Source organism: Tardiphaga sp. 841_E9_N1_2, assembly GCF_051811065.1.
Classification (GTDB): Bacteria; Pseudomonadota; Alphaproteobacteria; order Rhizobiales; family Xanthobacteraceae; genus Tardiphaga; species Tardiphaga robiniae.
Genome location: NZ_JBPWQC010000001.1, coordinates 3227962 through 3253567, shown reverse-complemented (window position 1 = coordinate 3253567; position 25606 = coordinate 3227962). Strand labels below are relative to the sequence as shown.

The 25606-nt window shown below is 60.4% G+C and carries 23 protein-coding genes; 21 read left to right on the top strand and 2 right to left on the bottom strand.

The window, feature by feature from the left end:
• Positions 1-109: 109 nt before the first annotated feature.
• The 6 genes from AB8A50_RS15710 to AB8A50_RS15685 all read left to right on the top strand — a co-directional run bounded on the left by AB8A50_RS15710 (position 110) and on the right by AB8A50_RS15685 (position 6215).
• On the top strand, positions 110-1330 hold the full coding sequence (locus AB8A50_RS15710) for a LysR family transcriptional regulator (protein WP_439078230.1): 1221 nt from the start codon (positions 110-112) through the stop codon (positions 1328-1330).
• A gap of 184 nt (positions 1331-1514) precedes the next feature.
• Positions 1515-2723, top strand: coding sequence for an ABC transporter substrate-binding protein (locus AB8A50_RS15705; protein ID WP_439078229.1), 1209 nt, complete (start codon positions 1515-1517; stop codon positions 2721-2723).
• A gap of 155 nt (positions 2724-2878) precedes the next feature.
• Positions 2879-3751 (top strand): branched-chain amino acid ABC transporter permease, encoded by an 873-nt coding sequence (locus AB8A50_RS15700; protein WP_093756986.1) that lies wholly within the window; start codon positions 2879-2881, stop codon positions 3749-3751.
• 1 nt (position 3752) lies between these two features.
• Complete coding sequence (locus tag AB8A50_RS15695; RefSeq protein ID WP_439078228.1) at positions 3753-4757, top strand: branched-chain amino acid ABC transporter permease; 1005 nt, start codon at positions 3753-3755, stop codon at positions 4755-4757.
• A complete protein-coding gene (locus tag AB8A50_RS15690) occupies positions 4750-5508 on the top strand; it encodes an ABC transporter ATP-binding protein (protein WP_439078227.1) in 759 nt (252 codons plus the stop codon). The genes AB8A50_RS15695 and AB8A50_RS15690 overlap by 8 nt, the downstream gene beginning before the upstream one ends.
• Positions 5505-6215: an ABC transporter ATP-binding protein gene (locus AB8A50_RS15685; protein WP_439078226.1), complete on the top strand. Its 711-nt coding sequence runs from the start codon at positions 5505-5507 to the stop codon at positions 6213-6215. Before AB8A50_RS15690 ends, AB8A50_RS15685 begins: the two co-directional genes overlap by 4 nt.
• A gap of 4 nt (positions 6216-6219) precedes the next feature.
• Here the strand turns inward: AB8A50_RS15685 and AB8A50_RS15680 are convergent, their stop codons facing one another.
• On the bottom strand, positions 6220-6693 hold the full coding sequence (locus tag AB8A50_RS15680; RefSeq protein ID WP_439078225.1) for a hypothetical protein: 474 nt from the start codon (positions 6691-6693) through the stop codon (positions 6220-6222).
• Entirely contained in the window at positions 6690-7601 is a 912-nt protein-coding gene (locus tag AB8A50_RS15675; RefSeq protein WP_439078224.1) for a helix-turn-helix transcriptional regulator, read from the bottom strand. Before AB8A50_RS15675 ends, AB8A50_RS15680 begins: the two co-directional genes overlap by 4 nt.
• Positions 7602-7759: 158 nt before the next feature.
• Between AB8A50_RS15675 and AB8A50_RS15670 the strand changes: the two genes are divergently transcribed.
• From AB8A50_RS15670 to AB8A50_RS15600, 15 genes are all read left to right on the top strand, one after another.
• Positions 7760-9310 (top strand): benzoate-CoA ligase family protein, encoded by a 1551-nt coding sequence (locus AB8A50_RS15670; RefSeq protein ID WP_093756980.1) that lies wholly within the window; start codon positions 7760-7762, stop codon positions 9308-9310.
• Between the two features lie 21 nt (positions 9311-9331).
• Positions 9332-10150: an alpha/beta fold hydrolase gene (locus AB8A50_RS15665; RefSeq protein WP_439078223.1), complete on the top strand. Its 819-nt coding sequence runs from the start codon at positions 9332-9334 to the stop codon at positions 10148-10150.
• Between the two features lie 36 nt (positions 10151-10186).
• Positions 10187-10657, top strand: a complete 471-nt coding sequence (locus tag AB8A50_RS15660) for a DUF309 domain-containing protein (protein WP_439078222.1) — start codon at positions 10187-10189, stop codon at positions 10655-10657.
• A 111-nt stretch (positions 10658-10768) separates the two neighbouring features.
• The gene (gene boxC, locus AB8A50_RS15655; protein WP_439078221.1) at positions 10769-12457 is read left to right on the top strand and encodes a 2,3-epoxybenzoyl-CoA dihydrolase; all 1689 of its coding nucleotides are present in this window, start codon (positions 10769-10771) and stop codon (positions 12455-12457) included.
• Between the two features lie 104 nt (positions 12458-12561).
• Positions 12562-14007, top strand: coding sequence for a benzoyl-CoA 2,3-epoxidase subunit BoxB (gene boxB, locus AB8A50_RS15650; protein ID WP_120286981.1), 1446 nt, complete (start codon positions 12562-12564; stop codon positions 14005-14007).
• Positions 14008-14083: 76 nt separating this feature from the next.
• Positions 14084-15271, top strand: coding sequence for a benzoyl-CoA 2,3-epoxidase subunit BoxA (boxA, locus tag AB8A50_RS15645; protein ID WP_439078220.1), 1188 nt, complete (start codon positions 14084-14086; stop codon positions 15269-15271).
• A gap of 93 nt (positions 15272-15364) precedes the next feature.
• Entirely contained in the window at positions 15365-17254 is a 1890-nt protein-coding gene (locus AB8A50_RS15640; protein WP_439078219.1) for a feruloyl-CoA synthase, read from the top strand.
• Positions 17255-17864: 610 nt separating this feature from the next.
• A complete protein-coding gene (locus AB8A50_RS15635; RefSeq protein ID WP_320447867.1) occupies positions 17865-18584 on the top strand; it encodes an aspartate/glutamate racemase family protein in 720 nt (239 codons plus the stop codon).
• A 75-nt stretch (positions 18585-18659) separates the two neighbouring features.
• A complete protein-coding gene (locus AB8A50_RS15630; protein ID WP_439078218.1) occupies positions 18660-19520 on the top strand; it encodes a VOC family protein in 861 nt (286 codons plus the stop codon).
• Positions 19520-20641: a M14 family metallopeptidase gene (locus AB8A50_RS15625; RefSeq protein ID WP_439079981.1), complete on the top strand. Its 1122-nt coding sequence runs from the start codon at positions 19520-19522 to the stop codon at positions 20639-20641. The genes AB8A50_RS15630 and AB8A50_RS15625 overlap by 1 nt, the downstream gene beginning before the upstream one ends.
• A 21-nt stretch (positions 20642-20662) precedes the next feature.
• Entirely contained in the window at positions 20663-21676 is a 1014-nt protein-coding gene (locus AB8A50_RS15620) for a quinone oxidoreductase family protein (protein WP_439078217.1), read from the top strand.
• Positions 21673-22107 carry a PaaI family thioesterase gene (locus tag AB8A50_RS15615; protein WP_093756972.1) on the top strand — a complete coding sequence of 145 codons (435 nt, stop codon included), beginning with the start codon at positions 21673-21675 and terminating at the stop codon, positions 22105-22107. Before AB8A50_RS15620 ends, AB8A50_RS15615 begins: the two co-directional genes overlap by 4 nt.
• A 90-nt stretch (positions 22108-22197) precedes the next feature.
• On the top strand, positions 22198-23772 hold the full coding sequence (locus AB8A50_RS15610) for an ABC transporter substrate-binding protein (RefSeq protein WP_439078216.1): 1575 nt from the start codon (positions 22198-22200) through the stop codon (positions 23770-23772).
• A 14-nt stretch (positions 23773-23786) separates the two neighbouring features.
• A complete protein-coding gene (locus AB8A50_RS15605; protein WP_093756970.1) occupies positions 23787-24755 on the top strand; it encodes an ABC transporter permease in 969 nt (322 codons plus the stop codon).
• A gap of 3 nt (positions 24756-24758) precedes the next feature.
• Positions 24759-25604, top strand: coding sequence for an ABC transporter permease (locus tag AB8A50_RS15600; RefSeq protein WP_093756969.1), 846 nt, complete (start codon positions 24759-24761; stop codon positions 25602-25604).
• Positions 25605-25606 lie beyond the last annotated feature (2 nt).

The window sequence follows — 25606 nt, the reverse complement described above, 5'->3', positions numbered from 1 at the left end:
CATGAAGGCTAACGCAATTGCGCATCGGGGGGATATCCCATTTGATGGACATCCTATACGCTCTCGCTGCAGCGCGGAAAAATCGACTACAGACCCGGATGACAATGGAATGGACATTGCGACCTTGGTGATGACAGCCGTGGTACTTCGTTGCGGCAATGTGCGCGAAGCCGCGCGTCAACTTGGACGCGCACCCAGTACGCTCTCGGCAGCGGTGAAACGGTTCGAGCGCTCCATTGCGGCGCCGTTGTTGAATCGCGTGGGTGCCGCGAGCTTTCTCACGCTCGAGGCACGGCGAATGCTGGATGAGATTGAAGCCGCAGCGGATATCGCGATGGGGATGATCGCGCCCGATAAGGCAGGCGATGCAGCACGGGCTTTCTGCGCCGAGTGTGATGTCAGTCTCACGGCCTTGCAGCGTGTCGCATTGGTTGCGGAAACCGGCAGCGTTCGTCGTGCCGCACGCATCATCCGTCTCGGTCAGCCGCAACTCGCGCGACAGATTGCACGCGTTGAAGATGAACTCGGCAGCGTGTTGTTTCATCGCTCCCGTATCGGTGTCACGCCGACGCCGGCATGCCAGTTGCTGGTCACGTCGCTGGCTGAACTTGAAAAAACCATGCAGCGACTGTCACGGCGCGCGCGTGAGCGTTTTCGTTCGACCAATGCCACCATCAGGCTCGGGGCGGTGATGCCGCTCGGCCATGAAAGCAATGTCGCGCGGCTGCTGGCCTTTCTCGTCGCCGCCTGGCAGCGGGATCGGCCGACGCAGCCGCTGTTTGTCACCAATGGTACGGCCGAGGATCTGCTGACCGGCCTGAAAGACAAACGGTGCGACGTCGCGTTGATCGACAGCGACACGATCCCCGCGGATGTCTCGTCCCGCGCGCTGGTGCGATCGAAACTTGTGGTCGTTGGCGCGCGCGAGGTGCTGGGTGACCAGCCCGATGTCATGCAGGTGCTTCGGCAACAGCCGCTAGCGCTACCCAGCCGACGCACCGGGCTCGGCCAAGCCGCGCACAAACTGCTGGCGCAATTGCTGCCTCAGGCAGAGATCGATGCGCTGACAATCACGGAAATCGACTCGATCCCGATCATTGCCAACCTGATGCTGGATTTCGGCTTCGTGTCAGTACTCCCTGAAAGCGCGCTCGTCTCGTTCGATGCACGCCTCGTGGCGCTGCCGGTTGATCCCGGGCTTGAGCTTATCCTGTCGCTGGTCTGGGTACAGACCGAAGGCGCGCGGCGCGGCGCCCGCTCCATTCTTGCTGCCCTGCGCAACTATGCGCCGGCAACGCCAGCAGCCGCCATGATGGTCAACAGCGATTGATTTGAATGAGCGTGGCTACTCCGTTGCAGCTGATCATGAATTATAATTCTTGATTTTTTCCAATTTCGTGCATTATGCTGCAGAGATGCGAGCGCGGGTAAAGGGCAATGCTCCCACCTGGCGTCAATTTGCATTGGTAGGCCGGATCAACCGGTCATCAATTATTCCGAGGGGAGACGAGCCGATGACCACCAAGGGGTTTCTGCGTCCGTTGACGCGGCGCGCGATGCTGTCCGGGACCGCCGGTGCAGCAACATTCGTTGCGACGTCGCCGCTTCATAGCCCGGCCATCGCGCAGAACGCGCCATTGAAGGTGGGGATGATGCTTCCCTACACCGGGACCTATGCGAAGCTCGGCCAATTCATCGATGACGGCTTCCGTCTTTATGTCGAGCAGAAGGGTGGCAAGCTCGGCGGGCGCGACATTGCGTTCGTGCAGGTGGACGATGAATCGAAGCCGGAAGCAGCCACCGACAACATGAACCGGCTGGTCGGCCGCGAGAAGGCTGACGTCGTTGTCGGCACCGTTCATTCCGGCGTGGCCATGGCGATGGTCAAGGTCGCGCGCGACACCAAGACGCTGCTGATCATTCCGAATGCCGGCGCCAATGATGCGACTGGTCCTGCTTGCGCGCCGAACATCTTCCGCACGTCGTTCTCGAACTGGCAGAGCACCTACCCGATTGGCAAGGTGATGGCCGATGCCGGCATCAAAAACGTGGTCACGATCACATGGCGTTACACGGCCGGTGCCGAGATGATCGGCGCCTTCGCTGAAAACTTCACCAAGAACGGTGGCAAGATCGTCGCGGACCTGACGGTGCCATTTCCGGAGGTGGAATTTCAGGCACTGATCACGCAGATCGCGCAGCTGAAGCCCGATGCCGTGTTCAGCTTCTTTGCAGGCGGTGGTGCGGTGAAGTTCGTCAAGGACTATGCGGCGGCGGGCCTGAACAAGACCATTCCGCTTTATGGCGCGGGCTTTCTGACCGACGGTACTATCGAAGCGCAGGGTGAAGCCGCCAAGGGCATCAGGACGACGCTGCATTACGCGGACAATCTCGATAATCCCGCCAATCTCGCCTTCCTCAAAGCCTTCAAGGCCAAGACAGGCAAGGACGGCGATATCTACGCCGTACAGGGCTATGACGGCGCGGCGCTGCTGGATATCGGGCTGACCGCCGTCGGAGGCGACTTCAATGCGCGCGACAAGATGATCGCGGCGATGGGGGCTGCGAAGATCGACAGCCCGCGCGGGCCGCTGTCCTTCAACAAGGCGCATAACCCGATCCAGAACATCTATCTGCGCGAGGTCCGCAACGGGCGTAACGAGATGATCTCGGTCGCCCAGGCCGATGTCGACGATCCCGCGCGGGGCTGCAAGATGACCTGACGCATCGTTGCGCGGTCTTTTGATGGAGATCGAATCGTCGAAGCCTGTTGCGTGCAAGGCCGTCCGTGAAGGAGGTGGCGCAGCGCAGCCAGGTCCGGCCTCATGCTTGATTGCGCCGGCGACTGAAGGTGGCCCGCCGTGGTTGGATTGATCTGATGGACCTCATCACACTAGGCGTTCAGTTGCTGAATGCGGTTCAGTATGGCGCAGTCCTGTTCCTTGTCGCGAGCGGCCTGACATTGGTGTTCGGCATCCTGGGGGTCATCAATCTCGCCCATGGCGCGTTCTATATGCTCGGCGCCTATCTGGCTTACTGGATCACGTTGATGACCGGCAGTTTTGCCGTCGCCCTGCTTGGCGGCGTGCTGATTGCCTTTGTCGTCGGCATTCTGCTTGAGACCGTCTTCGTTCGTCTTCTCTATGGCCGGGATCATCTGGCACAGGTGCTGCTCAGCTTCGGTCTCATTCTGGTCATCGACGAAATCAGGCAGTTGCTGTTCGGCAAGGACGTGCATGCGGTTGCTCCACCCGCATGGCTGTCGGGATCGATCCAGCTTACCGACAACTTGTCCTATCCGGTTTACCGGCTGGCGATCTGTGTGTTCTGCCTGATGGCGGCACTCGTCATCTTCTTCGTGATCACGCGCACCAAAATCGGCATGATCGTGCGGGCAGGTTCGGAAAATCGCGAGATGGCGCGCGTGCTCGGCATCAAGTTCGACCGGGTCAATCGCTACGTCTTTGCCGCCGGCATTGCACTGGCGGCGCTCGGCGGGATCCTGATCGCGCCAATCTCAACAGTGTTTCCCGGCATGGGGGATGGCATGCTGATCCTGTCCTTTGTCGTGGTCGTGCTCGGCGGCATCGGTTCGGTCGCTGGCGCAGCCGTCGGCGCACTGCTGATCGGCCTCACGGATACGTTCGGAAAGGTGTTCTTTCCCAGTGTGTCCAGCATTCTGATCTATGTGGTGATGGCAGCCGTGTTGCTGTGGCGGCCCAGCGGAATTCTCGGACGCCAGGATGCTTGATATGAGCATGCCCAATCTGCGGGTCCGATTGTTCGGCATCGCCTGCCTGGCTATGGCGATTGCGCTGCCATTCTGCGTATCGACCTATTACACGCAGTTTTTTGCCAAGGCGCTCATCATGGGCATGCTGGCCATGTCACTGAATCTCGTGGTCGGCCATGGCGGCTTGGTGAGCCTGTGTCATGCCGCCTTTTTCGGTCTCGCAGGATACGTGCTTGCGCTATTGTCGCCTCGTTATGATGCGGCGTCGCTGTTAACGACGCTTCCAATTGCGATCCTGTGCTCCGGCACTGCGGCCCTGCTGATAGGCGCACTGGTACTGCGCACCCGCGGCGTCTATTTCATCATGGTGACGCTCGCCTTCGGCGAGATGCTGTTCTTCTTCTTCCACGATACCAAATTCGCGGGTGGATCGGACGGTATCTCCATCAATATCCGGCCCGAGATCGCCATTGCCGGCCGCCAATTGCTCGATCTCGACAAGCCCATGACTTTCTACTTTGTCGTGCTGGGTTTCCTGGTGGGCGTGATCGCTTTGCTCACGATGGTGGTCCGCTCAGCGTTCGGGCGGGCGCTGGCGGCAGCCCGGGACAATGAGCGCCGGGCACGGTCGCTCGGCTTTCCGATCTTCCGCCTCCGCCTGACGGCGTTCACCCTGTCTGGCGCGCTGGCGGGCGTTGCCGGTTATCTGGCCGCGGCCCAGTTCGGCTTCGTCGCGCCGCAGATGCTGGGATGGCACCAGTCGGCGACAATCCTGGTCATGGTGCTGATCGGTGGCCTGCGCTCGGTCACCGGGCCGCTGGTCGGTGCGCTGGTTCTGATCGGTATGGAAGAGGTGCTGAAGGCGCATCTCGACAACTGGAAGCTTGTCGAAGGCTTGATCATCATCGGCATCGTTATCCTGCTACCCAACGGTGTCCGGCAGATTTGGTTGATGGTGTTCGGGGCGTCGCCGCAACGCGCGGCCGAAATCAAGCCTGCAGCTGCGGAAGCTCGTCATGCATAACATTGCGCTGCGTGCCGTTGGATTGCAGAAGCGCTTCGGAGGCCTGCTGGCCGTTTCCGATGTGTCGATCGACATTCGCGCCGGCGAGATCCATGCGGTGATCGGCCCGAACGGTGCCGGAAAATCCACACTGATCAATCTGCTGGCCGGCGAGCTTCTGCCAACCTCGGGTGAGGTCTTGCTGAATGGCGTGGATATCACCTCCTTATCGCCGGACCGCCGCGCACGCGCCGGCCTCGGCCGCGCCTATCAGAAGACGACCTTGTTTGCGCAATTCAGTGTGCATGAGAATGTGCGTCTTGCGGCGCAGGCCCGTTCAACCGCGCCGCTCCGGATGTTTGGCGGCACGCGGTGCGACCGGCCATATCTCCAGTTGGTCACCGACGCGATCGACCGGGTCGGGTTGTCCGCACGGTCGCAGATCATTGCCGATAAACTAAGTCACGGCGAACAGCGCCAGCTCGAAATCGCGATGGTGCTGGCGACCAATCCGCAGGTCATTCTGCTCGACGAGCCGCTGGCCGGCATGGGACCATCGGAAGCGCGAGGCATCATTGGATTGATCGCGTCGCTGAAGGCAGATCGTGCGCTGCTGGTGGTGGAGCACGACATGGATGCGGTGTTCGAACTCGCGGACCGGTTGACGGTGATGCAGGACGGTCGTGTCATCGCCACAGGTTTGCCGCAGGGCGTGCGCGTGGATCCCGGCGTGCGCGCCGCCTATCTCGGTGCTGATGGAGGCATCGCATGACGGCCTTACTGCAGGTGGAAAAGCTCGATGCGTTTTATGGCGCCAGCCAGATTCTGCACGGCATCGACCTGACCTTCGCGCCGGGCGAGCAGGTCGCGCTGATCGGCCGCAACGGCATGGGCAAGACCACGCTGCTGCGTTCGCTGATGGGATTGATGCCGCTTTGCCGCGGCAGCTTGCGTTTCCACGGCCGCGATATCCGCAATGCAGCGCCTGAAACGATCGCGCGATGCGGCATGGCGCTGGTGCCGGAGGGGAGGGGCATTTTCGGCTCGCTGTCGGTCACCGAAAATCTGGTGATGGCTGCGCGACCGGGAAATCACGGCCGGCAGTCCTGGACGCTACCAAAAATCTTCGAACTGTTTCCGCGACTGCATGAACGCCGCAATAATGGAGGGCATCAATTGTCGGGCGGCGAGCAGCAGATGCTGACTATCGGTCGCGCACTGATGACCAATCCCGATATGATCATGATCGACGAAGCCACGGAAGGTCTGGCGCCGCTGGTGGCGCAGTCGATCTGGCAAACGCTGGCGATCGTCCGGGGCGAGGGCATAGCGACCATCGTCGTCGACAAGGATTTTCGGAGTCTGGCGAAAGTCGCCGACCGAATGGTGATCCTGTCGAAGGGCTGCGTGGTGTTCGACGGAACGCCGGCGGCATTGGCCGCGCAGCCGGACGTGCTGGAGCGCCATCTCGGCGTTTGAGCGATCAGGCCACGACGACGGTCAACGCATCGTTATTGGCCGCAAGAATATTGTCGGAAAGCGGCTCCGGCCATTGCACGACCAGACGGCCGAACAGATCGTTGAGTTCTTCCCGTTCAATGGCGTCGTAAAAACAGGGCGTCGTTGCGCGCGCGATGAAGCTGTGCAGCAGGTGCGCGGCGTCGTAGTCATAGACGATGTCGCCGGGAACGCTTCCCGGCTTGCGCAGCAGAAAGGTTCGCAGGCCTGTCAGGCGTGCCTGCCCGCCGTCTGTTGCGGCAAAGGAGAGCACGGCTGCCTGATGCGCAATGCGTGGGCCGTCCTGCATCCGGTCATACATCGGCAGCGCATTGGCACTGATGACATCGGCGAGATCGCGGAAATCGTTTGAGACGTCTTCGGCATGCAGGGTATTGCGGATCGCCATGACGCCGACGGGATCGAAGCCGCGTGCTTGCAGAAGCTCGCCCAATGTCACGACGCAGCGCTTCTCAGCCCGAAAGCCTGGGCATTGCTGTTCAACACGCGCGACACCGCGCCGACCAGTTGCGCGGCAGCCTTGTCCTTGCTGAGGCCGGCCGTATCGACAATGGCGGATGCGCGGGAATAAAGCGGTTCGCGGCTCAGCAGGATTGTGCGCAATTCCTGCATGGCGGAGCGGTCGTCGGCCATCGGGCGCAAGTCACCCTGGCGGCGGACGCGCGCCATATGCTCTTCGGGCTTGGCCTTGAGCCAGATTGTGTAGAACGACGACAATACGCGATCGAAGGTCACGGGTTCCGAGACGATGCCGCCGCCGGTCGCAAGGACGATGGGCTCCTTGCGTCCCAGCAGGCCGTTCAGCGCGGCCTGTTCCATGCGGCGAAAGCCCTCCTGCCCGTAGAGCGCGATGATCTCGGCGACCGATAGTCCGTTGTGCTGCTCGATCTCCTTGTTGAGCTCGACGAAGCTCCAGCCGATCTTGTCCGCCAGCAATTTCCCAAGCGTCGATTTTCCGGCGCCGCGCAGCCCGATTAGGGCGATGCCGCTGAATGACATATAATTCTGGAACTGACCGTTCCCGCGTCCGACGAGAACGTCCTTTGCCTGGGCGATCTGGTTCGGTGTCGCGTTGCGAACGAGGTCGCGAATGACCGGCCACTCCGTTGTCGGTTCGTCCGCCGGAATCAGATCTTCGAGATGGGCACCCATGGCGCCGGACACCCGGCGCAGCAGCACGATAGACACGTTGCCCTTGCCGCTTTCCAGTTGCGCGATGTAGCGCTCCGAAATCCCGGACACTTTTGCCAGCACCTTTCGCGACATGCCGCGCAGGCCGCGCATGGTGCGGACACGCTGACCGAGCTGTTCAAGAAAGGCGGTTTCGGGATCGGCCTGGTCGATCATGTGGCGTGCGTGCTCGCAGAGGATTTCAGGAAAGATAATTCCGGATGCGATTGACAGCAACCGGAGTTGGTGACTTTATATGAATTATAATTCAAAAAAGACGATAGGGAGAGCACCGTGAGCAACGGTTGTGGAATCGCCCAAGGTGCAGACGCATCATGAGTGGGCCGTCCAGTTCTTACAATGCGGTGACCTGGCTTCTCGACCGCAACATCGATGAGGGCCGTGGCAGCAAGCTCGCCTTCACCGATACCGTGACCGAACTGACCTATGGCGACCTGCAGGTAAAAAGCTGCCAACTGGCCAATTTACTGAAGCGGCTCGGTGTCCGGCGCGAAGAACGCGTCGCGATGATTATGCTCGACACCGTCGACTTTCCTGTGGTGTTCCTCGGCGCGATCCGGGCCGGCATCGTCCCGGTGCCGCTCAACACTCTGCTGACCTCGGACCAATATGCCTATGTGCTGGCCGATTGCCGGGCGCGCGTGTTGTTCATTTCCGCGGCGTTGTTGCCGGCGGTCGACGAGATGCTCGGTCGTTTGCCGGATCTTGAGCATGTGATTGTGGTCGGTGGCGCTGGCAATGGCCGCAAGAGTCTGGCTGACGAAGTCAGGAATGAGAGCACAAGCTTCGCCACGGTCGCGACCCATGCGGACGAACCTGCCTTCTGGTTGTATTCGTCCGGATCCACGGGCATGCCGAAAGGCGTTCGCCATCTGCACGCCAGCCTGGAAGCAACGGCGACCACCTATGGCAAGCAGGTTCTCGGCATCCGCGAGGACGATGTCGGACTGTCTGCGGCCAAATTGTTCTTCGCCTACGGCCTCGGCAACGCCATGACATTTCCCATGTCGGTTGGCGCCACGACGGTGCTCAATCCGGAGCGACCCACGCCGGCCACCATGTTTGGCCTGATGCGCCGATATCAGCCGAGCATCTTTTTCGGGGTGCCGACATTGTTCGCAGCGATGCTGAACGATGAGGGGTTCAAAACGGAGGCTCGCCTCCCGCGCCTGCGCATTTGTACCTCGGCTGGCGAAGCACTTCCGGAGCCGGTGGGGAACGGCTGGAAGAGCCGCTTCGGCGTAGATATTCTCGATGGCGTCGGCTCAACCGAACTGCTGCATATCTTTCTGTCGAATGCTCCCGGCGATATCAAATACGGCACGTCCGGCCGGCCGGTGCCAGGCTATCGTGTGCGGCTCGTCGATGATGCGGGCCTCGATATTGCCGATGGAGAAATCGGCGAGTTGCTCGTCGATGCTCCGTCTGCCGGTGAGGGATACTGGAATCAACGCAGCAAGAGTCGTCGCACCTTCGAGGGGCATTGGACACGCACCGGTGACAAATATGTCCGCGATGCCGACGGGCGCTATACGTTCTGCGGACGTGCCGATGACATGTTCAAGGTGTCCGGCATCTGGGTGTCCCCTTTCGAGGTCGAGAGCGCGCTGATCGCGCATCCCGCCGTATCCGAAGCGGCGGTCGTACCGGAGGCCGACGCCGAGGGGCTGTTGAAGCCGAAGGCCTTCGTGGTGCTGAAGCCGAATGCCGTGGTCGAGGGCCTACGCGAATCCTTGAAGGATCACGTCAAGCAACGGATCGGTCCGTGGAAATATCCACGCTGGATCGAGGTTGTCGATTCCCTTCCCAAAACAGCCACCGGAAAAATCCAGCGCTACAAATTGCGCGACGGAGCGGCGGTCTGAAACCGAGAGATGGATGACAAGATGAGCGCATTGCAATCTGCGGGACGGCTGACCATCGGTGCGTCCGAACTCGAATATCGCATGATCGGTCCGCAACCCGACGCGGCGCCGACAATCGTGCTGCTGCATGAAGGGCTGGGCTCGGTCGCGCTGTGGGGCGACTTCCCGGACAAGCTTCAGGCGGCGACCGGCGCAGGCGTCTTCGTCTATTCACGCGCCGGCTACGGGTCCTCGACATCGGTGACGTTGCCGCGGCCACTCGATTACATGCATGTGGAAGCGCTGGAGGTGTTGCCGCGACTGCTCGATGTCATCGGCTTTCGCCGCGGCTTGCTGGCCGGTCATTCCGATGGCGGATCCATCGCGACAATCTATGCCGGCGGCATTCAGGACCATCGCATCCGCGGCGTCTCGATGATCGCGCCGCATTTCGTCGTCGAGGATATTTCCGTAGCGTCCATCGCCGATATCAAGAGGGCGTACGAACAGGACGACCTGAAAGCCAAGCTCGCGCGCTGGCACGATGACGTCGACAACGCGTTTTATGGCTGGAACGGCGCATGGCTCGATCCGCAGTTCCGCGACTGGGATATTTCCGACTATCTCGCTTATGTGCGCGTGCCCGTGCAGATTTTGCAGGGAGCCGACGATCAGTACGGCACCAGGAAGCAGATCGAGATAGCCGAGGTCGAATGCTATTGCCCGGTGGATGTCGAGATCATTCCCGGCGCTGCGCATTCGCCCCATCGCGAGGCCCCCGAGGTCACGCTGAATGCCGTGGCGGATTTCGCCAATCGCTTGCTGCATTTTCACGGCGAGGGTGAATTACGCGCTGCGTAAGCGGGCACGATCGTGACTGTCACTCCTTCTCTTGCGATGCCGCGCTGGCCCTATCGGCTCGGCAAGCAGACGAAGGCTGATCACGACACGCTGACGCAGGCCAAGGCGCTGGTCCCGCTGCGCTATGCCCGGTTCGTCCCGGCGGATGATCCGGCGTTGCGCTACGGGCTCGCGCTCAACGATGCCGGCTTCTTCTGGGAGGCTCACGAAATTCTCGAGGCTGTTTGGAAGGTCGCGCCGCAAAGAGGGCGCGACCGGATTCTGCTTCGCGCCTGTATTCAGGTTGCCAATGCCAATCTGAAACTCAGTCTGCAGCGGCCGCGCGCGGCACATCGATTGCTACAGGACGCACTGTCCGAACTCGATGAACTCGCCATGCGCCCGCCGGCGGGTATTGCCGGACGCTTTTCCGAGCACTTTCCGGTCGCGATGCTGGCGTCTGCGCTCGCGCATCAACTGGCGGTCGACGAGGCCGAGCGGGGTCCGGTCAAGATCACCGGGGCATGAAAGAAAATGCATAATTCTATGGGATTTCCCTAGACGCCCCCAATATCATGAATTATTGTGCATATAACCAAGGCGCACGGCGCATAAATCAAGACTGTCAAAGGGTGGAGCATGGCCGCAGAGCAACGCGTTCTCTCGAACGGCGCCAAATTTATCGACTTCCAAACCGATCCGTCGCGCTACCGCCACTGGAAGCTCAGTGTTGATAACGACGTGGCGACGCTCACCATGGATGTCGATGAGAATGGCGGTCTGTTCGAGGGCTATCAGCTCAAACTGAATTCCTACGATCTTGGCGTCGATATCGAACTGGCGGATGCCGTGCAGCGGCTTCGTTTTGAGTATCCCGAGGTCAAGGTCGTGCTGCTGCGCTCTGGCAAGAACCGCGTGTTCTGCGCTGGCGCCAATATCCGCATGCTGGCCGGCGCTACTCATGCTCACAAAGTCAATTTTTGCAAATTCACCAATGAGACTCGCAACGGCTTTGAAGACTCGAGCGAAAATTCCGGCCAGCGCTTCATTTCGGTGATCAACGGGACAGCTGCAGGCGGCGGCTATGAACTGGCGCTGGCCACCGATCACATTATCATGGCAGACGATGGATCGGCGGCGGTGGCGCTGCCGGAAGTGCCGTTGCTGGCGGTGCTGCCGGGCACTGGCGGTCTGACGCGCGTGGTCGACAAGCGCAAGGTGCGCCGCGATCACGCAGATTACTTCTGCACGATCGAGGAAGGCATCAAAGGCAAGCGCGCAGTGGCGTGGCGGCTGGTCGATGACATCATTCCGAACAGCAAGCTTGAAGCCAAGGTCGCGGAGCGGGCCAAAGAGTTTCTGGCGACGTCGAAACGCAGTGGCGCCGGCGATGGTCTCAAGCTGGCACCGCTGAATCGCCGCTTCGATGACAGCGGTATTCGTTACGGTCTGGTCAATGTCGATATCAATCGCGCAGAGCGAATTGCTACCATCTCGATTAAAGCGCCCGAAGGCTCGGCGCCGGCAGATATCGAAGGGCTGATCGCGCAGGGTGACAGTTTCTGGCTGCTGCAGGTGGCGCGCGAGCTGGACGACGCCATCCTGCATCTGCGGATCAATGAACTTGAGACAGCCATGCTCGTGTTCAAGTCGCATGGCGAAGGCGCCAATGTGCTGGCTCATGACGCCTTCCTCGAAACGCACAAGGCGCATTGGCTGGTCAACGAGATCCGGCAATACTGGAAGCGGGTGTTGAAGCGCATCGATGTGACCTCGCGCACGCTGGTGACGCTGGTCGAGCCGGACTCGTGCTTTGTCGGCACGCTGGCCGAACTCGTCTTCGCTGCGGACCGCTCCTACATGCTGGTCGGCCAAAAGCAGGGCGACAATCGCGCGCCGCCAGCTATCGTGCTGAGCGCGATGAATTTCGGGCCTTACCCGATGAGCCACGGGCTGACGCGGCTGCAGTCGCGCTTCCAGGCCGATCCGGAGGATGTCACCCGCGCGGAAGCGCGGATTGGTGAGCCGCTGGATGCGGAAACCGCCGAGCAGCTCGGGCTCGTCACCTTCGCGCTCGATGACATCGACTGGGATGACGAGGTGCGTGTGTTCTTCGAAGAACGCTGCAGCTTCTCACCCGATAGCCTCACGGGCATGGAAGCCAATCTGCGATTTGTCGGGCCGGAGACGATGGAATCGAAAATCTTCTCGCGGCTGACCGCCTGGCAGAACTGGATCTTCCAGCGGCCCAATGCGGTCGGTGAGAACGGCGCGCTTGGACGTTACGGCACCGGCCAGAAGGCGCAGTTCGACATGACACGCGTGTAGCGTCCGCAACTGGAACAGCGCGGCCATGTGTCACTCTTTGGATAAATGCAAGTCGGTGGCTTGCCCAATTCGAACGATGAGAAATACAGCGGGAGATCCCAGCCATGAACATCATGAATGTCGACTACAGCACGAAGATTCCGAACAATGTGAATCTGGCCGAGGATCGCCAGGTGCTCAAGGCGCTGGAGGGATGGCATCCCGGCTACCTCGATTGGTGGAACGACATGGGGCCTGAAGGTTTTCAGGAATCCCTCGTCTATTTGCGCACCGCGATATCGGTCGATCCCAAAGGCTGGGCCAAGTTCGACTATGTGAAGATGCCTGAATATCGCTGGGGCGTGTTGCTGGCGCCTCAGGATACTGAGCGCAAGGTGAACTTCGGACGACACATGGGCGAACCCGCCTGGCAGGAAGTGCCCGGCGAATATCGAGCGATGCTCCGTCGTCTCGTGGTGATCCAGGGCGACACCGAACCGGCCTCGGTCGAACAGCAGCGTCATCTCGGTCAGACCGCGCCGTCGCTCTATGACTTGCGCAACCTGTTCCAGGTCAATGTGGAGGAGGGGCGCCATCTCTGGGCGATGGTCTATCTGCTGCAGAAATATTTCGGTCGCGACGGCCGCGAGGAGGCCGACGATCTTCTCCGCCGCCGCTCGGGCGATGCCGATGCGCCGCGCATGCTCGGTGCGTTCAATGAGGCGACGCCGGACTGGCTGTCCTTCTTCATGTTCACCTTCTTCACCGACCGCGACGGCAAGATGCAGTTGGAGAGTCTGGCGCAATCCGGCTTCGACCCGCTGTCGCGCACCTGCCGCTTCATGCTGACGGAGGAGGCGCATCATATGTTCGTCGGCGAGACCGGCGTCGGGCGCGTGTTGCAGCGAACCTGTGAAGCGATGAAGGCGGCGGGGATCGAGGATCCCAACGCCATCGAGAAAATCCGTGCGCTCGGCGTGATCGACCTGCCGACCATGCAGAAGAAGATCAACCTGCACTATTCGCTGTCGCTCGATCTGTTCGGCTCGGAAGTCTCGACCAATGCCGCGAATTTCTACAATTCCGGACTGAAGGGCCGCTTCCAAGAGACCAAGATCGAGGACGATCACCAGCTCACCAACGACATCTATCAGGTCCTGAAATTCGTCGATGGCGAAATCAAGCTGGTCGACGAGCCGGCGCTGACCGCGCTCAACATGCGTCTACGCGACGATTACACCGCGGATTGTGCCAAGGGCGTCGAGCGCTGGAACAAGATCATCGAGAAAGCCGGCGTCAATTTCCGTTTCGATTTGCCTCACACCGCATTCCATCGCCAGATCGGTGAATTCCGCGATGTGAACGCCTCGCCGAAGGGCATCATCATGAGCGATGCCGCCTGGGCGAAAGCCAGGAACGACTATCTACCGTCCGTTGACGACGGTGATTTCATCGCGTCGTTGATGACGGCGGTCAGCGAGCCGGGCAAGTTCGCCAGCTGGATATCGGCGCCGAAGGTCGGCATCGATAACAAGCCGGGCGACTTCGAATACGTAAAGATTGCGGCCTGAAACGAGCGGACGCGGCGGAGGGATTTCCAGCTCCCCCCGTCGCTGTCAGTCCTCGATGGCACGTGCGGGATTTGCCATGAACGCCCCTTTCAAACAGCATCTGATCGATCCGGAAATCTGCATCAGGTGCAACACCTGCGAAGAGAGCTGCCCGGTGGGTGCGGTGACGCATGACGACAACAACTATGTCGTCAACGCAGAGATCTGCAATTACTGCATGGATTGCATCTCGCCATGTCCGACCGGCGCGATCGACAATTGGCGCGTCGTCGCGGCGCCATATTCGCTCGACGAGCAGTTCTCCTGGAGTGACCTGCCGGCGCAGGAAGAGATCGCGGACAACGGCGCTGGCGCCATCGAGGCGCTCGAGGATGAGATCGGCGCGTTGCTCGAAGAAGCACGCAAAGGGCTAGGCGGTAAGCCCGTCGCGCCGTTGTCATCGAGCAAGGCGTCGGTCAATCTTTATAACCGCGGCAAGCCCGCACTGGCCACGGTGACCGGCAATTTCCGGCTCACCCACGCGACGGCCGACTCCGACGTGCGCCATATCATCTTGGATTTCGGCGAACAGCCGTTTCCCATCCTCGAAGGCCAGAGCATCGGCATCGTCGTGCCGGGCCTGGGCGCGGACGGCAAGCCGCATCAGGTGCGACTCTATTCGATCGCCAGTTCGCGCGATGGCGAGAAGCCGAACACCAACAATCTCGCGCTAACCGTGAAACGTGAGTCCGGCGGGCTGTGTTCGAATTACCTGTGCGATCTGCCGCGTGGCGCAAAGGTCGAAGTCACTGGACCGTTCGGTGCCACCTTCCTGCTGCCGAACGATCCTTCGGCGAATGTTCTCATGGTCTGCACTGGCACGGGCTCTGCGCCATTCCGCGGCTTCACGGAGCGCCGCCGGCGCGCGATGCCTGGCGCGCCCGGGCGGCTGCTCCTGTTCTTCGGTGCGCGCCGTCCTGAGGAACTGCCCTATTTCGGTCCGCTGCAGAAGGTTCCGGAGGAGTTGCTGGGCAAGCACTTCTGCTACTCGCGCGTGCCGGGCGAGCCGCGGATCTATGTGCAGGATCGTATCCGCAGCGAAGCTGCTGCGATCACGTCGCTGCTGCGCGACGTGCAGACCCACGTCTATATCTGCGGGTTGAAAGGCATGGAAAGTGGCGTTGAAGAGGCCTTCGCCGATATTTGCCGCGCCGCATCGATGGATTGGTCGGATCTGAAAGCGGCGATGCGCGGCGGTGGAAGATATCACGTCGAGACTTACTGATCGATGTTGCATCCGATCCGAGCCGGCAACGACCGTTTCGATTGAATAGCCCGAATAAGAACAAAGACGGGTACGTTATGGGGGAGAGAAGCGATGGTTCTGGACCGCGACAATGCGGCTGGCTCAGGCAGTCCATTTTTTCTGACGCCGTCGGTTGACGCAGAACAGCGATCCGACGGTACGATCCTTCTTCGATCCGATACAGCACTGCGCCCTTATGCGCGTTGTGTCGGGGACTGGCTGGAACATTGGGCGCAACGGGCGCCGGAGCGGATCTTTCTGGCGGAGCGGTCCAGTCCGGATGTGCCTTGGGTGACGCTAAGCTATGCCGAGACGCTTCGACGGGTGCGCGGCGCGGGTAGCTGGATTCTTGCACAGGAGATGAGTGCGCAGCGGCCCCTCGCAGTGCTGTCGGACAACGGCATCGAGCATGCGGTTCTGGCCCTGGCAGCGATGCATGTCGGTGTGCCCGTTGCCGCGATTTCCCCGGCCTATTCGCTGATGTCGAAGGATTTCGAAAAGCTGCGTGGCGCGATCCAGCTTCTTGATCCCGGTGCCATCTACGTCTCGAACTTGCATCAGTTCGGTCCGGCCCTCGCTGCGATAGGCCCGTTTCACACTGCCGCCATCATCGGCGGTGGCGCGGCTGCCGGAGCGGGATACTCATATGCCGATGTGATCACGACGCCGGTGAGCGCAGCGATCTATCATGCCTTCGCAGCGGTCGATGCCGATACGATCGCCAAGTTCCTGTTCACGTCGGGATCGACCGGCGCGCCGAAGGCGGTCATCAATACCCAGCGCATGCTGACCGCAAGCCAGCAGGCCAAGGCACAGACCTGGCCGTTTCTCGAAACTCAGCAGAGCGAACTCGTTCTTCTCGACTGGCTGCCCTGGAGTCATACCTTCGGCGGAAATCACAATTTCAATATGGTGCTTCGCAATGGCGGAACGCTGTACATCGACAGCGGCAAGCCCGCGCCCGGACTGTTCGCGACGTCCATTGCCAATCTGCGCAGCATCATGCCGACGGTCTATTTCAACGTGCCGCGCGGCTTCGATATGCTTATCGCCGCCCTGCGGAAAGACGACCAGTTGCGAGAGCGATTCTTCAACGAGGTGAAGTTCGTCTTCTATGCCGGTGCGGCTCTGCCGCAGAGCACGTGGTCGGCGTTGGAGACACTTTCCATCGAGACAATCGGGCGTCCGTTGCCGATGGTTTCCGCCTGGGGATCGACGGAAACATCGCCGCTTGCGACCGATTGTCATTTTCAGGCGCCAAGATCAGGCAATATCGGCGTGCCGATTCCCGGTACGGAGCTAAAGCTCGTACCATCTGACGGCAAGTTCGAGGTGCGGGTGCGCGGGCCCAATGTGACGCCGGGCTACTGGAAGGCGCCGGACCTCACCGCGAAAGCTTTTGATGCGGACGGCTTCTATCTGATCGGCGATGCCGTTGCATTTGCAGATCCGGCTCATCCCGAGCAGGGCTTGCTGTTCGACGGGCGCATCGCCGAGGATTTCAAGCTGACATCAGGCACATGGGTCAACGTCGGAACGCTGCGCGTGGCGGGAATCTCTGCATTGGCGCCGCTGGTTCAGGATATTGTCGTGGCCGGCCATGGCGGCGAGGATGTGCGCTTTCTTCTTGTTCCCAATCTGGCTGCCTGCCGCGCGGTGTCCGGCCTGCCGGAATCAGCGAGCATCGATGTCGTGCTTGACTGTGAAAATGTGCGTTCGTCCATAGGGGAAGGGCTCGCAAGACTGAAGGCGGCAGGCGGAGGGTCTTCCACCTATGCAACTTGCGCGCTTTTGCTGGCAGAGCCGCTATCTGTCGATGGCGGCGAGATTACTGACAAGGGCTACGTCAACCAGCGCGCCGTTCTTGCGCGCCGTGCAGTCGACGTCGAAGATCTGAACAGAGGGGTCTCGGGTCGCCTGATAATCTGCGCGAGTGTCGAGCAATACGCCCGTCATGCCTAGGACGTTCAGAATCCCAACGATGCATCGGGATAAAAAATATTGCGTTGATGGAAGGCATCAGGTCGAACGACCACACGCAAGACTCAGCCGATGCGATCAACTGTCACATGCCGTGTCATGCCGTCGTCACACACGAGCGCGAGCGCCGTGGTCAAATATGGCGCTCTTCCCCAGAGCACATGGACCGGCGCGAGGGCATTCGCGCGCTCCACGAGGTCGCCTTTCCCTCCAGGAGGCGACCTCGTTTGTTTCCGATGAACGGCTCATGCGGATTGTTCGCGAAACGTGTCCGATCCGCATGCGTGTTAAATTGCACTGAGTTCTACTCCTGGTGCAGACCGGACTCTTCTCACACAGTGAGATTTCACACGACACACACGGCGACTCCCGGCGCTGCACGTCGTTGCATCATTCTGGTCTGTCAGGACCCAACGAAGAAACGTTGATGCGACGGATCGGAAAATTTGAAATCCTATTCCGCCGATCGCTCGAACTATGAAGTTTCTTCTCAGGCAAACTGAGTATGATGACCGCGATCCGCAATCGGATTGCGCGGTGCCGATGCTATCGTTCCGTCAAGCACATCGACTGGACAGAGCGAGCAATAGTAATGCGGACGATTGGTTTGATTGGTGGAATGAGCTGGGAAAGTACTGCTGTTTACTATCGCCGGCTGAATGAGCAAGTCCGCGCCGAACTCGGTGGGCTCCACTCCGCGGATATTCTGATGCGTTCGATCAACTTCGACGCGATTGTCAGCTTGCAGAAACAAGGGCGTTGGGACGAGGCCTGTCAGGTTCTCGCTGACATCGCACGCGATCTGGAAGGAGGCGGTGCTGGTTGCATTCTGATCTGCACGAATACAATGCACAAGCTTGCCGACGAAGTGCAGCAGGCAGTGTCGATCCCGCTTCTTCACATTGCCGACGTTACCGGCGCTGCCGTGAAGGCTGCAGGGCTGCAGCGGCCGCTACTTCTGGCAACGCGCTACACGATGGAACAGGACTTCTATGTGACGCGATTGCGCGAGGGGTTCGGGCTAGATCCCGTTATTCCGGCTGAGGCCGATCGTGTGTTCATTCACGACATCATCTTCGATGAACTATGCCAAGGCGTTGTTCGCGAGGATTCGCGCCGTCTCTATCTCGATGCGATTGCACGAGGAAAAGAGCGTGGCGCTGACGGCGTAATTCTTGGTTGTACCGAGATCTGTCTCCTGGTCGGCCCCGAGCACATCGATCTTCCAGTCTTCGATTCAACGATTCTTCATGCGGATGCGGCGCTCGCCTTTTCCATGGCGAAGGAAGAACCGCGACCACGTGCTGCATGACATCGGCGTGATTGTTCTTTGGATTGGCATCGATCTTGCTGGTCTCCCTAACCTGGAAGGCAATGAGGCTTTCGTATGAGTGATATGCGTGCCGTGCAACGGAAGATCTCGCCGGTCCTCGATCACGTTGTCATTAACGTGATGGGCCAGCTTGATGAGGCTGCTGCGCAATATACTCGCCTCGGCTTTCAGTTGACGGAGCGCGGTCACCATACGCTCGGCTCCAGTAATAACCTGGCAATCTTCGGCACGAACTATCTCGAATTGCTTGGCTACCTGCCGGGGCGCGAAACGATGCGTGCTGATCTCTGGGCGCATCCACCAGGATTGAGCGGTCTGGTTTTCAAGTCTGTCGATGCCGATCTGGTTTATGCGACACTGAAGGACAACGCCGTTCCCGTCATGGAGCCAATGAGCTTCGCGCGGCCGGTCGAATTGCCGGGCGGCGCCCAAGACGCGCGTTTCAAGGTCATCCGCGTGGCGGGCGACGAAGTGCAAAACGGCCGCACGTTCTTCTGCCATCATGATACGCCGGAACTGGTGTGGCGCCCCGAATGGCAGACGCATGCCAATGGTGCCACTGAAATCGTCGAATTTGTCATCGCCTCGCAGCAGCCGGCGCGAACTGCAGCGCTCTATGAACGCATGTTCGGCGCACCGCTTCTGACGCCGACGGATGGCGGCTTTTCGTTCAATGCCGGCGCCGCAACGATTGTCGTGCTCGATCCTGCAGCGGTCGCGGATCGCTATGCCGGTGCGGCGCTTGCCAGCGAGGATGGCACTGATCGCATGGTCGCGCTGGTGTTCAAGGTCGCGTCGCTCGACACGCCGCGCGCCGTGTTCGATGCGGCCGGCGTTTCCTTCAAGCCCTATGCTGACGGAATCATTGTGTCGCATGCCGACGCAGCCAATGTCGCTCTGGGGTTCACGGCGTGATGGTAGCGCTCCCCAATGATTTCACTCGGAGTTTTGCGCTCGACTATGACGGCGCGCGCGTGAAGTTTCGCAACGCTGCGAATGACATCGGCGCTGCGTTGACCACCTACACCCATCCGGCGCTCAAGGGTCCGAATGGCCAGGATCTGTGCATCGATGTGGCGCGGCTCGGCGATCCGCGCGCAGCTTCGCAACTGGTGATCCTCAGCGGTACGCACGGCCTCGAAGGCCTCAGCGGTTCGGCGGCGCAGATCGGCTGGTTGCAGAGCAATTTTGCACGCGCTCTTCCGCGCGGCGTGTCGATTCTCTTCGTTCACGCGATCAATCCCTACGGCTTTGCCTGGGGTACGCGGACCACTGAAAACAATGTCGATCTCAATCGCAACTTCATCGATTTCGCCGCTCCCCGTCCGGCCAATCCGGGCTATGCAAAGCTCTATCCGCACCTGCTTCCGGAGGACTGGACGCCGGCAGCCCTGCAGATCTACGCCGAGGCCGTCGAAGCTTTCAAGGACGCGCATGGTGACGACGGTCTATTCGACACGCTGGCGCGCGGGCAGTACGACTTCCCGGATGGTTCCAATTATGGCGGCTCCGGGCGTGAGTGGTCCAATCTGACTCTGGAGACCATCGTTGCCGATCATCTCGGCGCGGCCGAGCGTGTCGGCTTCGTCGATTGGCATACTGGCATCGGTGATTTCGGCGAGTCCTTCTTTCTGTGTTTCAACCCTGAAGGTGGCGCGCTTCATGCGGAAGCTGTGCGCTGGTGGGGGCGTGACCGCATCGTCGGCCAGAAGCCGAACAATTTTGCACGGCCCAATTATCAGGGACTCGTGTTTCACGGCATGACCAGGTTTCTCGGCGCGCGACCGATGGTCGGCGCTGTGATCGAATTTGGCACGCGTGGTACCAAGGTCCGCCGCGCCTTGCAGCTCGATCTCTGGCTGAAGTTCAAGGCCGAGAAAGATAGCGAGCGCGTTCGCATGCTGCGCGCAGACCTGCACGATTGCTTTGTCCCGGTGTCGTCGCACTGGCGCGAAGAAACCACCGAACAAGCCATTTCCATCACTCAACAGGCGGTGGAGGGGCTGGCAAGCTGGTCCCTCTCCGTCGCAGCCTGAATCAACGGAGCGAGATAGATCATGCGAGCAGTTGTCCTTTACGAACACGGCGATAACGATAAGCTGCAATTCACGGCGGATTATCCGACGCCGAAGGCCGGCGAGGGCGACGTTGTCATCCGCGTGCGGGCATCGTCGATCAACTATCACGACGTTTTCACCCGCCGCGGTATGCCCGGCATCAAGGTGCCGCTGCCTGTCATCATTGGCCTCGACGTGGTCGGCGAGATTTCGGAACTCGGCGCCGGCGTCACCGGCTGGAACATCGGTGATCGCGTGCTGATCGATCCGGTCAACCGCGTCGAAGGCGGCCTGATGGGCGAGACCCAGGACGGCGGCCTCGCCGAATTCTGCCGCGCCAAGGCGCATCAGCTCGTCAAGATTCCGGAAGGTGTCAGCTTTGAGCAGGCGGCCGCGCTGCCGGTCGCCTATGGCACCGCAATCCGCATGATGAACACCATCGGACAGATCAAGGCCGGCGAGAAGGTTCTGATTTTGGGCGCCAGCGGCGGCGTCGGCGTGTGTTGTGTTCAGCTCGCCAAGCTGGCCGGCGCCTACGTGATCGCCTGCGCCGGCAGCGAGGAGAAGGGCAAGAGGCTCACGGAGCTCGGCGCGGACGAGATCATCCTCTACACCCAGTCCGATTTCATGAAGACGATCTATGAGCGCCACGGCAAGCCGCATCGTCGTCGCTTCGTCGAAGGCGGCGGTGTCGATGTGGTCGTCAACTTCACCGGCGGCGACACCTGGGTCAAATCGCTGCGTTGCCTCAAGCTTGGTGGCCGCATCCTGACCTGCGGTGCCACGGCCGGCTACTCGCCTACTGAAGATCTTCGCTTCATTTGGACCTTCGAACTGGAGATCAAGGGCTCCAACGGCTGGGAACGTGACGATATCACAAAACTGTTCGATCTCGTCGCAGCCAAGAAGCTGCAGGTACTGATCGACAAGACCTATCCGCTGGAAGAAGCGAAGGAGGCTGTGCGCGTCATCGAGGACCGTGCAGTATTCGGCAAAGTCGTGGTGACGCCGTGAGCAAGCCCGACGTCAAGATTCTGACGGCTGCCGAGATTCAGCAGATGCTGGACGTGTCGCCGTTCAATCTGTTCCTCGGCCTTGAGGTGATCAAGGCCGATCCGGCAACGCAGGAAGTGACGATGCGGTCGCCGATGCGGCCGGAATTCGAACGTCGGCCGGGCTCCAAGCAATGGCATGGCGGCGTCATTGCCTCGGTCATCGACACCGTTGGCGATTTCGCCGTCGGCATGATGGTCGGGCGCGGCCTTCCGACCGTGAATTTCCGGGTCGATTACCTGAAGCCGGCTGTCGATACCGCCTTGGTTGCCGTGTCGCGGGTGCGCCGTGCCGGCAAGAGCGTCGGCGTCGCCGACGTCGATGTGTTTGACGAGAAGGGGGCGCTGCTCGCCATCGGTCGCGGCACCTATTCGACGCTTGAAGCAAAATAATAGCAGGACCGGGCGGCGCACGATGGCGGACCGGTTCCTGTCTGCAACAAAGGAAGAACAATGAGCGGTTTTAGCAGACGTGATTTTTTGATGACGACGGCCGGTGCTGCTTTAGCCTCCGGCCTTGCCGGGTCTTCCAAGGCGGCAACCGGAGCGCCGAAGCGCGGCGGCACGCTGGTCGGCACATGGGGTGGATTTGAGCCGCAATCCCTGTTCGTTCCAGCGGGTGGCGGCTCCAGTCCGTATTTCACGTCGACCAAGGTGTTCGAGCGGCTGATCCGCCTGACCGCCGATCTCAAATTCGAACCGGTGCTAGCTCTCGGGATCGAACCGGCAGAGGATTTTCGCAGCTACACGATCAAGCTACGTCCGAACGTCACTTGGCATGATGGCAAGCCGCTGACCTCGGACGATCTCGTCTTCAATGCGATCCAATATTGGAAGCCGATCTCCGCTGGCGTCACCCTCGATGCGCTGCAGACTGCAGAGGCCGTCGATCCGCTGACCGTGGTGCTGAAATTCAAAGTGCCGGTGCCAGAGTTCTTCCTCAAGTCCGTGCTGGCCGGCAAAGCCGGTCTCGTCATACCCAAGCATATCTATGACGGGTCGAACATCATTACCAATCCGATCAACAATACGCCGATCGGCACCGGTCCTTTCAAGGTCAAGGAGTGGGTGCGCGGCAGCCATGTCGAATATGCCCGCAATGACACCTATTGGAATGCTGGCAAGCCCTATCTCGACAAGCTGGTGATCCGCTGGTGGCGAGATCCGGCGTCGCGGTCGGCTGCGTTCGAGGCTGGCCAGCTTGATATAGGCACATTCAATCCGATTCCTGCGCCGGACATCGCGCGCCTGACGGCCACCAAGAAGTTCGTTGCCGAGACCAAGGGCTATTCGAATTCGGCGTGGATCACGAGTGTCGAGTTCAACCAGCGTCGCGAGATCTTCAAGAAGCGCGAGGTGCGTCAGGCCCTGCTTCATGCGATCGACCGCAGCTTCATCGCGGATACGGTTTTCTTCGGTCGCGCGCGTCCCTCGCTTGGTGCTCTCCACTTCTCGAATTCGATCTTCTTCACCAAGGACGTTCAGGATTATCCGTTCGACGTTAAAAAGGCGGCCGCGTTGCTCGATGCTGCCGGCTATCCGGTGAAGGCCGGTTCGCGCTTCAAGATGAGCCTGGTATCGGCCGGGTGGTTCGAGGAAAACGTCAAGATCGGTCAGTATCTGAAGCAGGCCTTCGAGGACGTCGACATCACCGTCGATCTGGCGATCCCCGATCGCGCGACCTCGCTGAAACGCATCTACACCGACTATGACTATGACGTCGCGGTGTCGAACAATTCAGCCAGCATCGAGCCGATCCCGCAGACAACGCAATACTACACCACCGACGGTATCGTGAAGGGGGCGGCCTTCCGCAACGCCACGGGCTATTCCAATCCGAAGATGGACGAAACCGTCAGCAAGATGGCGATCGAGACCGATGAGAAGAAGCGCGTATCCTTGGTGCACGAGTTTGACAAACTCGCAGCGAGCGACGCGCCGGTCCTTCCGATGGTCGACCTTGAACCCGTGACGATCGCTCGTTCTGATGTTCGCGATCATTCGCTGACCGCTGACTTCATGGGTGAAAGCTGGGCCGAGGTCTGGCTGGACCGCTGAGAGCGGAGGCAAACGTGCGTCGCATCATCATCCGCAGGCTCGTGCAAATCATTCCGCTGATCTTCGCGGTCATTGTGATGAATTTTGTTCTAATCCATCTGGCGCCTGGGAGTCTGTTCGACGTCATGACGTCCGAACAGCAGATCACCGACCCGAAGATGCTGGATCAACTGCGTCACACCTACGGCGTCGATCAGCCGGTGTCGGTGCAGCTTGCCAAATATATCTGGTCGGTGATGCGGCTCGATCTCGGCTATTCGTACCGGCAGAACGCGCCGGTGTTTGATGTGATCATGCAGCAGCTTCCGGCGACCTTGATCCTGATGCTGGCGGCAATCGGAATTGCTTTGCTCGTTGGCGTCACGGCCGGCGTGCTGGCGTCGATCAAGGTCAACACAATCTGGGATAATCTGATCTCGCTCGGTGCGGTATTCTTCTTCGCTGCACCGAGCTTCTGGCTTGGCATCATGATGACGGTGATGTTTGCGGTGAAGCTCGGCTGGTTTCCGGTGGGCGGCATGCGCACCATCGGCGTCGACGAAAGTGCCTTCGGTGCCGTTCTGGATGTGATGCATCATCTCGTCCTTCCCGCAACGGCACTAGGACTGTTCTACGCTGCGACCTTCGCGCGCGTGATGCGGGCCTCAATGTTGGAGGTGGCCCGGCTGGATTTCGTGCGGACGGCGCGTGCCAAAGGCCTGTCGGGCGGTCGTGTGGTCATGGCACATGTGATGCGCAACGCGATGTTGCCGATCGTCACGCTGCTCGGATTGCAGCTTGGCACCATGCTTGGCGGCAGCGTCGTTATCGAAGCGGTCTTTAGCTGGCCCGGCATCGGCAGCCTGCTGTTCGACAGCGTGATGAGTCGCAATTTTCCCATGGTGCTCGGTGTGCTCGTCCTCGGTTCGCTGCTGGTCGCGGTCTGCAACGCGACCGTCGATCTGCTGTATCTGCGGCTCGATCCCCGGATCAAGGCGAGGTAGATCATGCTGACATTGTTCTTCGACTTCGCCCGGCGCTTCGCCCGCAACCGCGCGGCGCTGGTCGGTCTGTTTCTCGTCCTGGTCGTCGTCGGTGTTGCTATTGCCGCGCCATGGTGGTTCCCGCGCAACCCGCTTCGTATTGTCGGGCGGCCGGAGATCTGGCCCTTCATGTCGTCGCGTTATCCGCTTGGCACGGATTCTCTGGGTCGTGACATTGCAGCGATGATTGCCCACGGCGCCCGCACCACGCTTCTAATCGGCCTCTGCGCCAGCCTGACCGCCACTATCATCGGCATCACTGTTGGCGCCACTGCGGCTTATGTCGGCGGCTGGGTCGACGAGCTATTGATGCGCCTGACCGAATTGTTCCAGACCATCCCCAACCTGATCTTCGTGCTGACCATCGTGTCGATCCTCGGGCAAAAGATCGAATATGTCACCATCGCCGTGGGCGTCGTGACCTGGACGCCGATCGCACGGCTGACGCGCGCCGAGTTCATGTCGCTGCGCGATCGCGAATTCGTGCAGGCCTGCCGCGCCATGGGGATGGGCAGTCTGCGGATCATGTTCGGCGAGATACTGCCGAATGCACTGCCGCCGGTGATTGTGCTGTCGTCGCTGGTCGTTGCGGGCGCCGTTCTGTTCGAGTCCGCTGTGGCATTCCTCGGGCTCGGCGATCCCAATGTCACCAGTTGGGGACAGCTGATCGGGGACGGCAGGACGCTCATCCGCTCGTCCTGGTACATCTGCGCGGTGCCGGGTCTCGCGATCATGCTCACTGTGCTGGCGCTCAACCTTGTGGGCGATGGCCTCAACGATGCGCTCAACCCCAAACTGCGGGACCGCTGAGA

What these genes read in the sequence shown, in the direction of transcription:
- AB8A50_RS15700 (WP_093756986.1), top strand. Translation starts at nt 2,879, where the DNA reads ATGGACCTCATCACACTAGGCGTTCAGTTGCTGAATGCGGTTCAGTAT.
- AB8A50_RS15675 (WP_439078224.1), bottom strand. Translation starts at nt 7,601, where the DNA reads ATGATCGACCAGGCCGATCCCGAAACCGCCTTTCTTGAACAGCTCGGT.
- AB8A50_RS15640 (WP_439078219.1), top strand. Translation starts at nt 15,365, where the DNA reads ATGGTTCTGGACCGCGACAATGCGGCTGGCTCAGGCAGTCCATTTTTT.
- AB8A50_RS15695 (WP_439078228.1), top strand. Translation starts at nt 3,753, where the DNA reads ATGAGCATGCCCAATCTGCGGGTCCGATTGTTCGGCATCGCCTGCCTG.
- AB8A50_RS15660 (WP_439078222.1), top strand. Translation starts at nt 10,187, where the DNA reads ATGCCGCGCTGGCCCTATCGGCTCGGCAAGCAGACGAAGGCTGATCAC.
- AB8A50_RS15705 (WP_439078229.1), top strand. Translation starts at nt 1,515, where the DNA reads ATGACCACCAAGGGGTTTCTGCGTCCGTTGACGCGGCGCGCGATGCTG.
- boxA (WP_439078220.1), top strand. Translation starts at nt 14,084, where the DNA reads ATGAACGCCCCTTTCAAACAGCATCTGATCGATCCGGAAATCTGCATC.
- AB8A50_RS15685 (WP_439078226.1), top strand. Translation starts at nt 5,505, where the DNA reads ATGACGGCCTTACTGCAGGTGGAAAAGCTCGATGCGTTTTATGGCGCC.
- boxB (WP_120286981.1), top strand. Translation starts at nt 12,562, where the DNA reads ATGAACATCATGAATGTCGACTACAGCACGAAGATTCCGAACAATGTG.
- AB8A50_RS15665 (WP_439078223.1), top strand. Translation starts at nt 9,332, where the DNA reads ATGAGCGCATTGCAATCTGCGGGACGGCTGACCATCGGTGCGTCCGAA.
- AB8A50_RS15620 (WP_439078217.1), top strand. Translation starts at nt 20,663, where the DNA reads ATGCGAGCAGTTGTCCTTTACGAACACGGCGATAACGATAAGCTGCAA.
- boxC (WP_439078221.1), top strand. Translation starts at nt 10,769, where the DNA reads ATGGCCGCAGAGCAACGCGTTCTCTCGAACGGCGCCAAATTTATCGAC.
- AB8A50_RS15635 (WP_320447867.1), top strand. Translation starts at nt 17,865, where the DNA reads ATGCGGACGATTGGTTTGATTGGTGGAATGAGCTGGGAAAGTACTGCT.
- AB8A50_RS15710 (WP_439078230.1), top strand. Translation starts at nt 110, where the DNA reads ATGGACATTGCGACCTTGGTGATGACAGCCGTGGTACTTCGTTGCGGC.
- AB8A50_RS15610 (WP_439078216.1), top strand. Translation starts at nt 22,198, where the DNA reads ATGACGACGGCCGGTGCTGCTTTAGCCTCCGGCCTTGCCGGGTCTTCC.
- AB8A50_RS15670 (WP_093756980.1), top strand. Translation starts at nt 7,760, where the DNA reads ATGAGTGGGCCGTCCAGTTCTTACAATGCGGTGACCTGGCTTCTCGAC.
- AB8A50_RS15625 (WP_439079981.1), top strand. Translation starts at nt 19,520, where the DNA reads ATGGTAGCGCTCCCCAATGATTTCACTCGGAGTTTTGCGCTCGACTAT.
- AB8A50_RS15600 (WP_093756969.1), top strand. Translation starts at nt 24,759, where the DNA reads ATGCTGACATTGTTCTTCGACTTCGCCCGGCGCTTCGCCCGCAACCGC.
- AB8A50_RS15630 (WP_439078218.1), top strand. Translation starts at nt 18,660, where the DNA reads ATGAGTGATATGCGTGCCGTGCAACGGAAGATCTCGCCGGTCCTCGAT.
- AB8A50_RS15690 (WP_439078227.1), top strand. Translation starts at nt 4,750, where the DNA reads ATGCATAACATTGCGCTGCGTGCCGTTGGATTGCAGAAGCGCTTCGGA.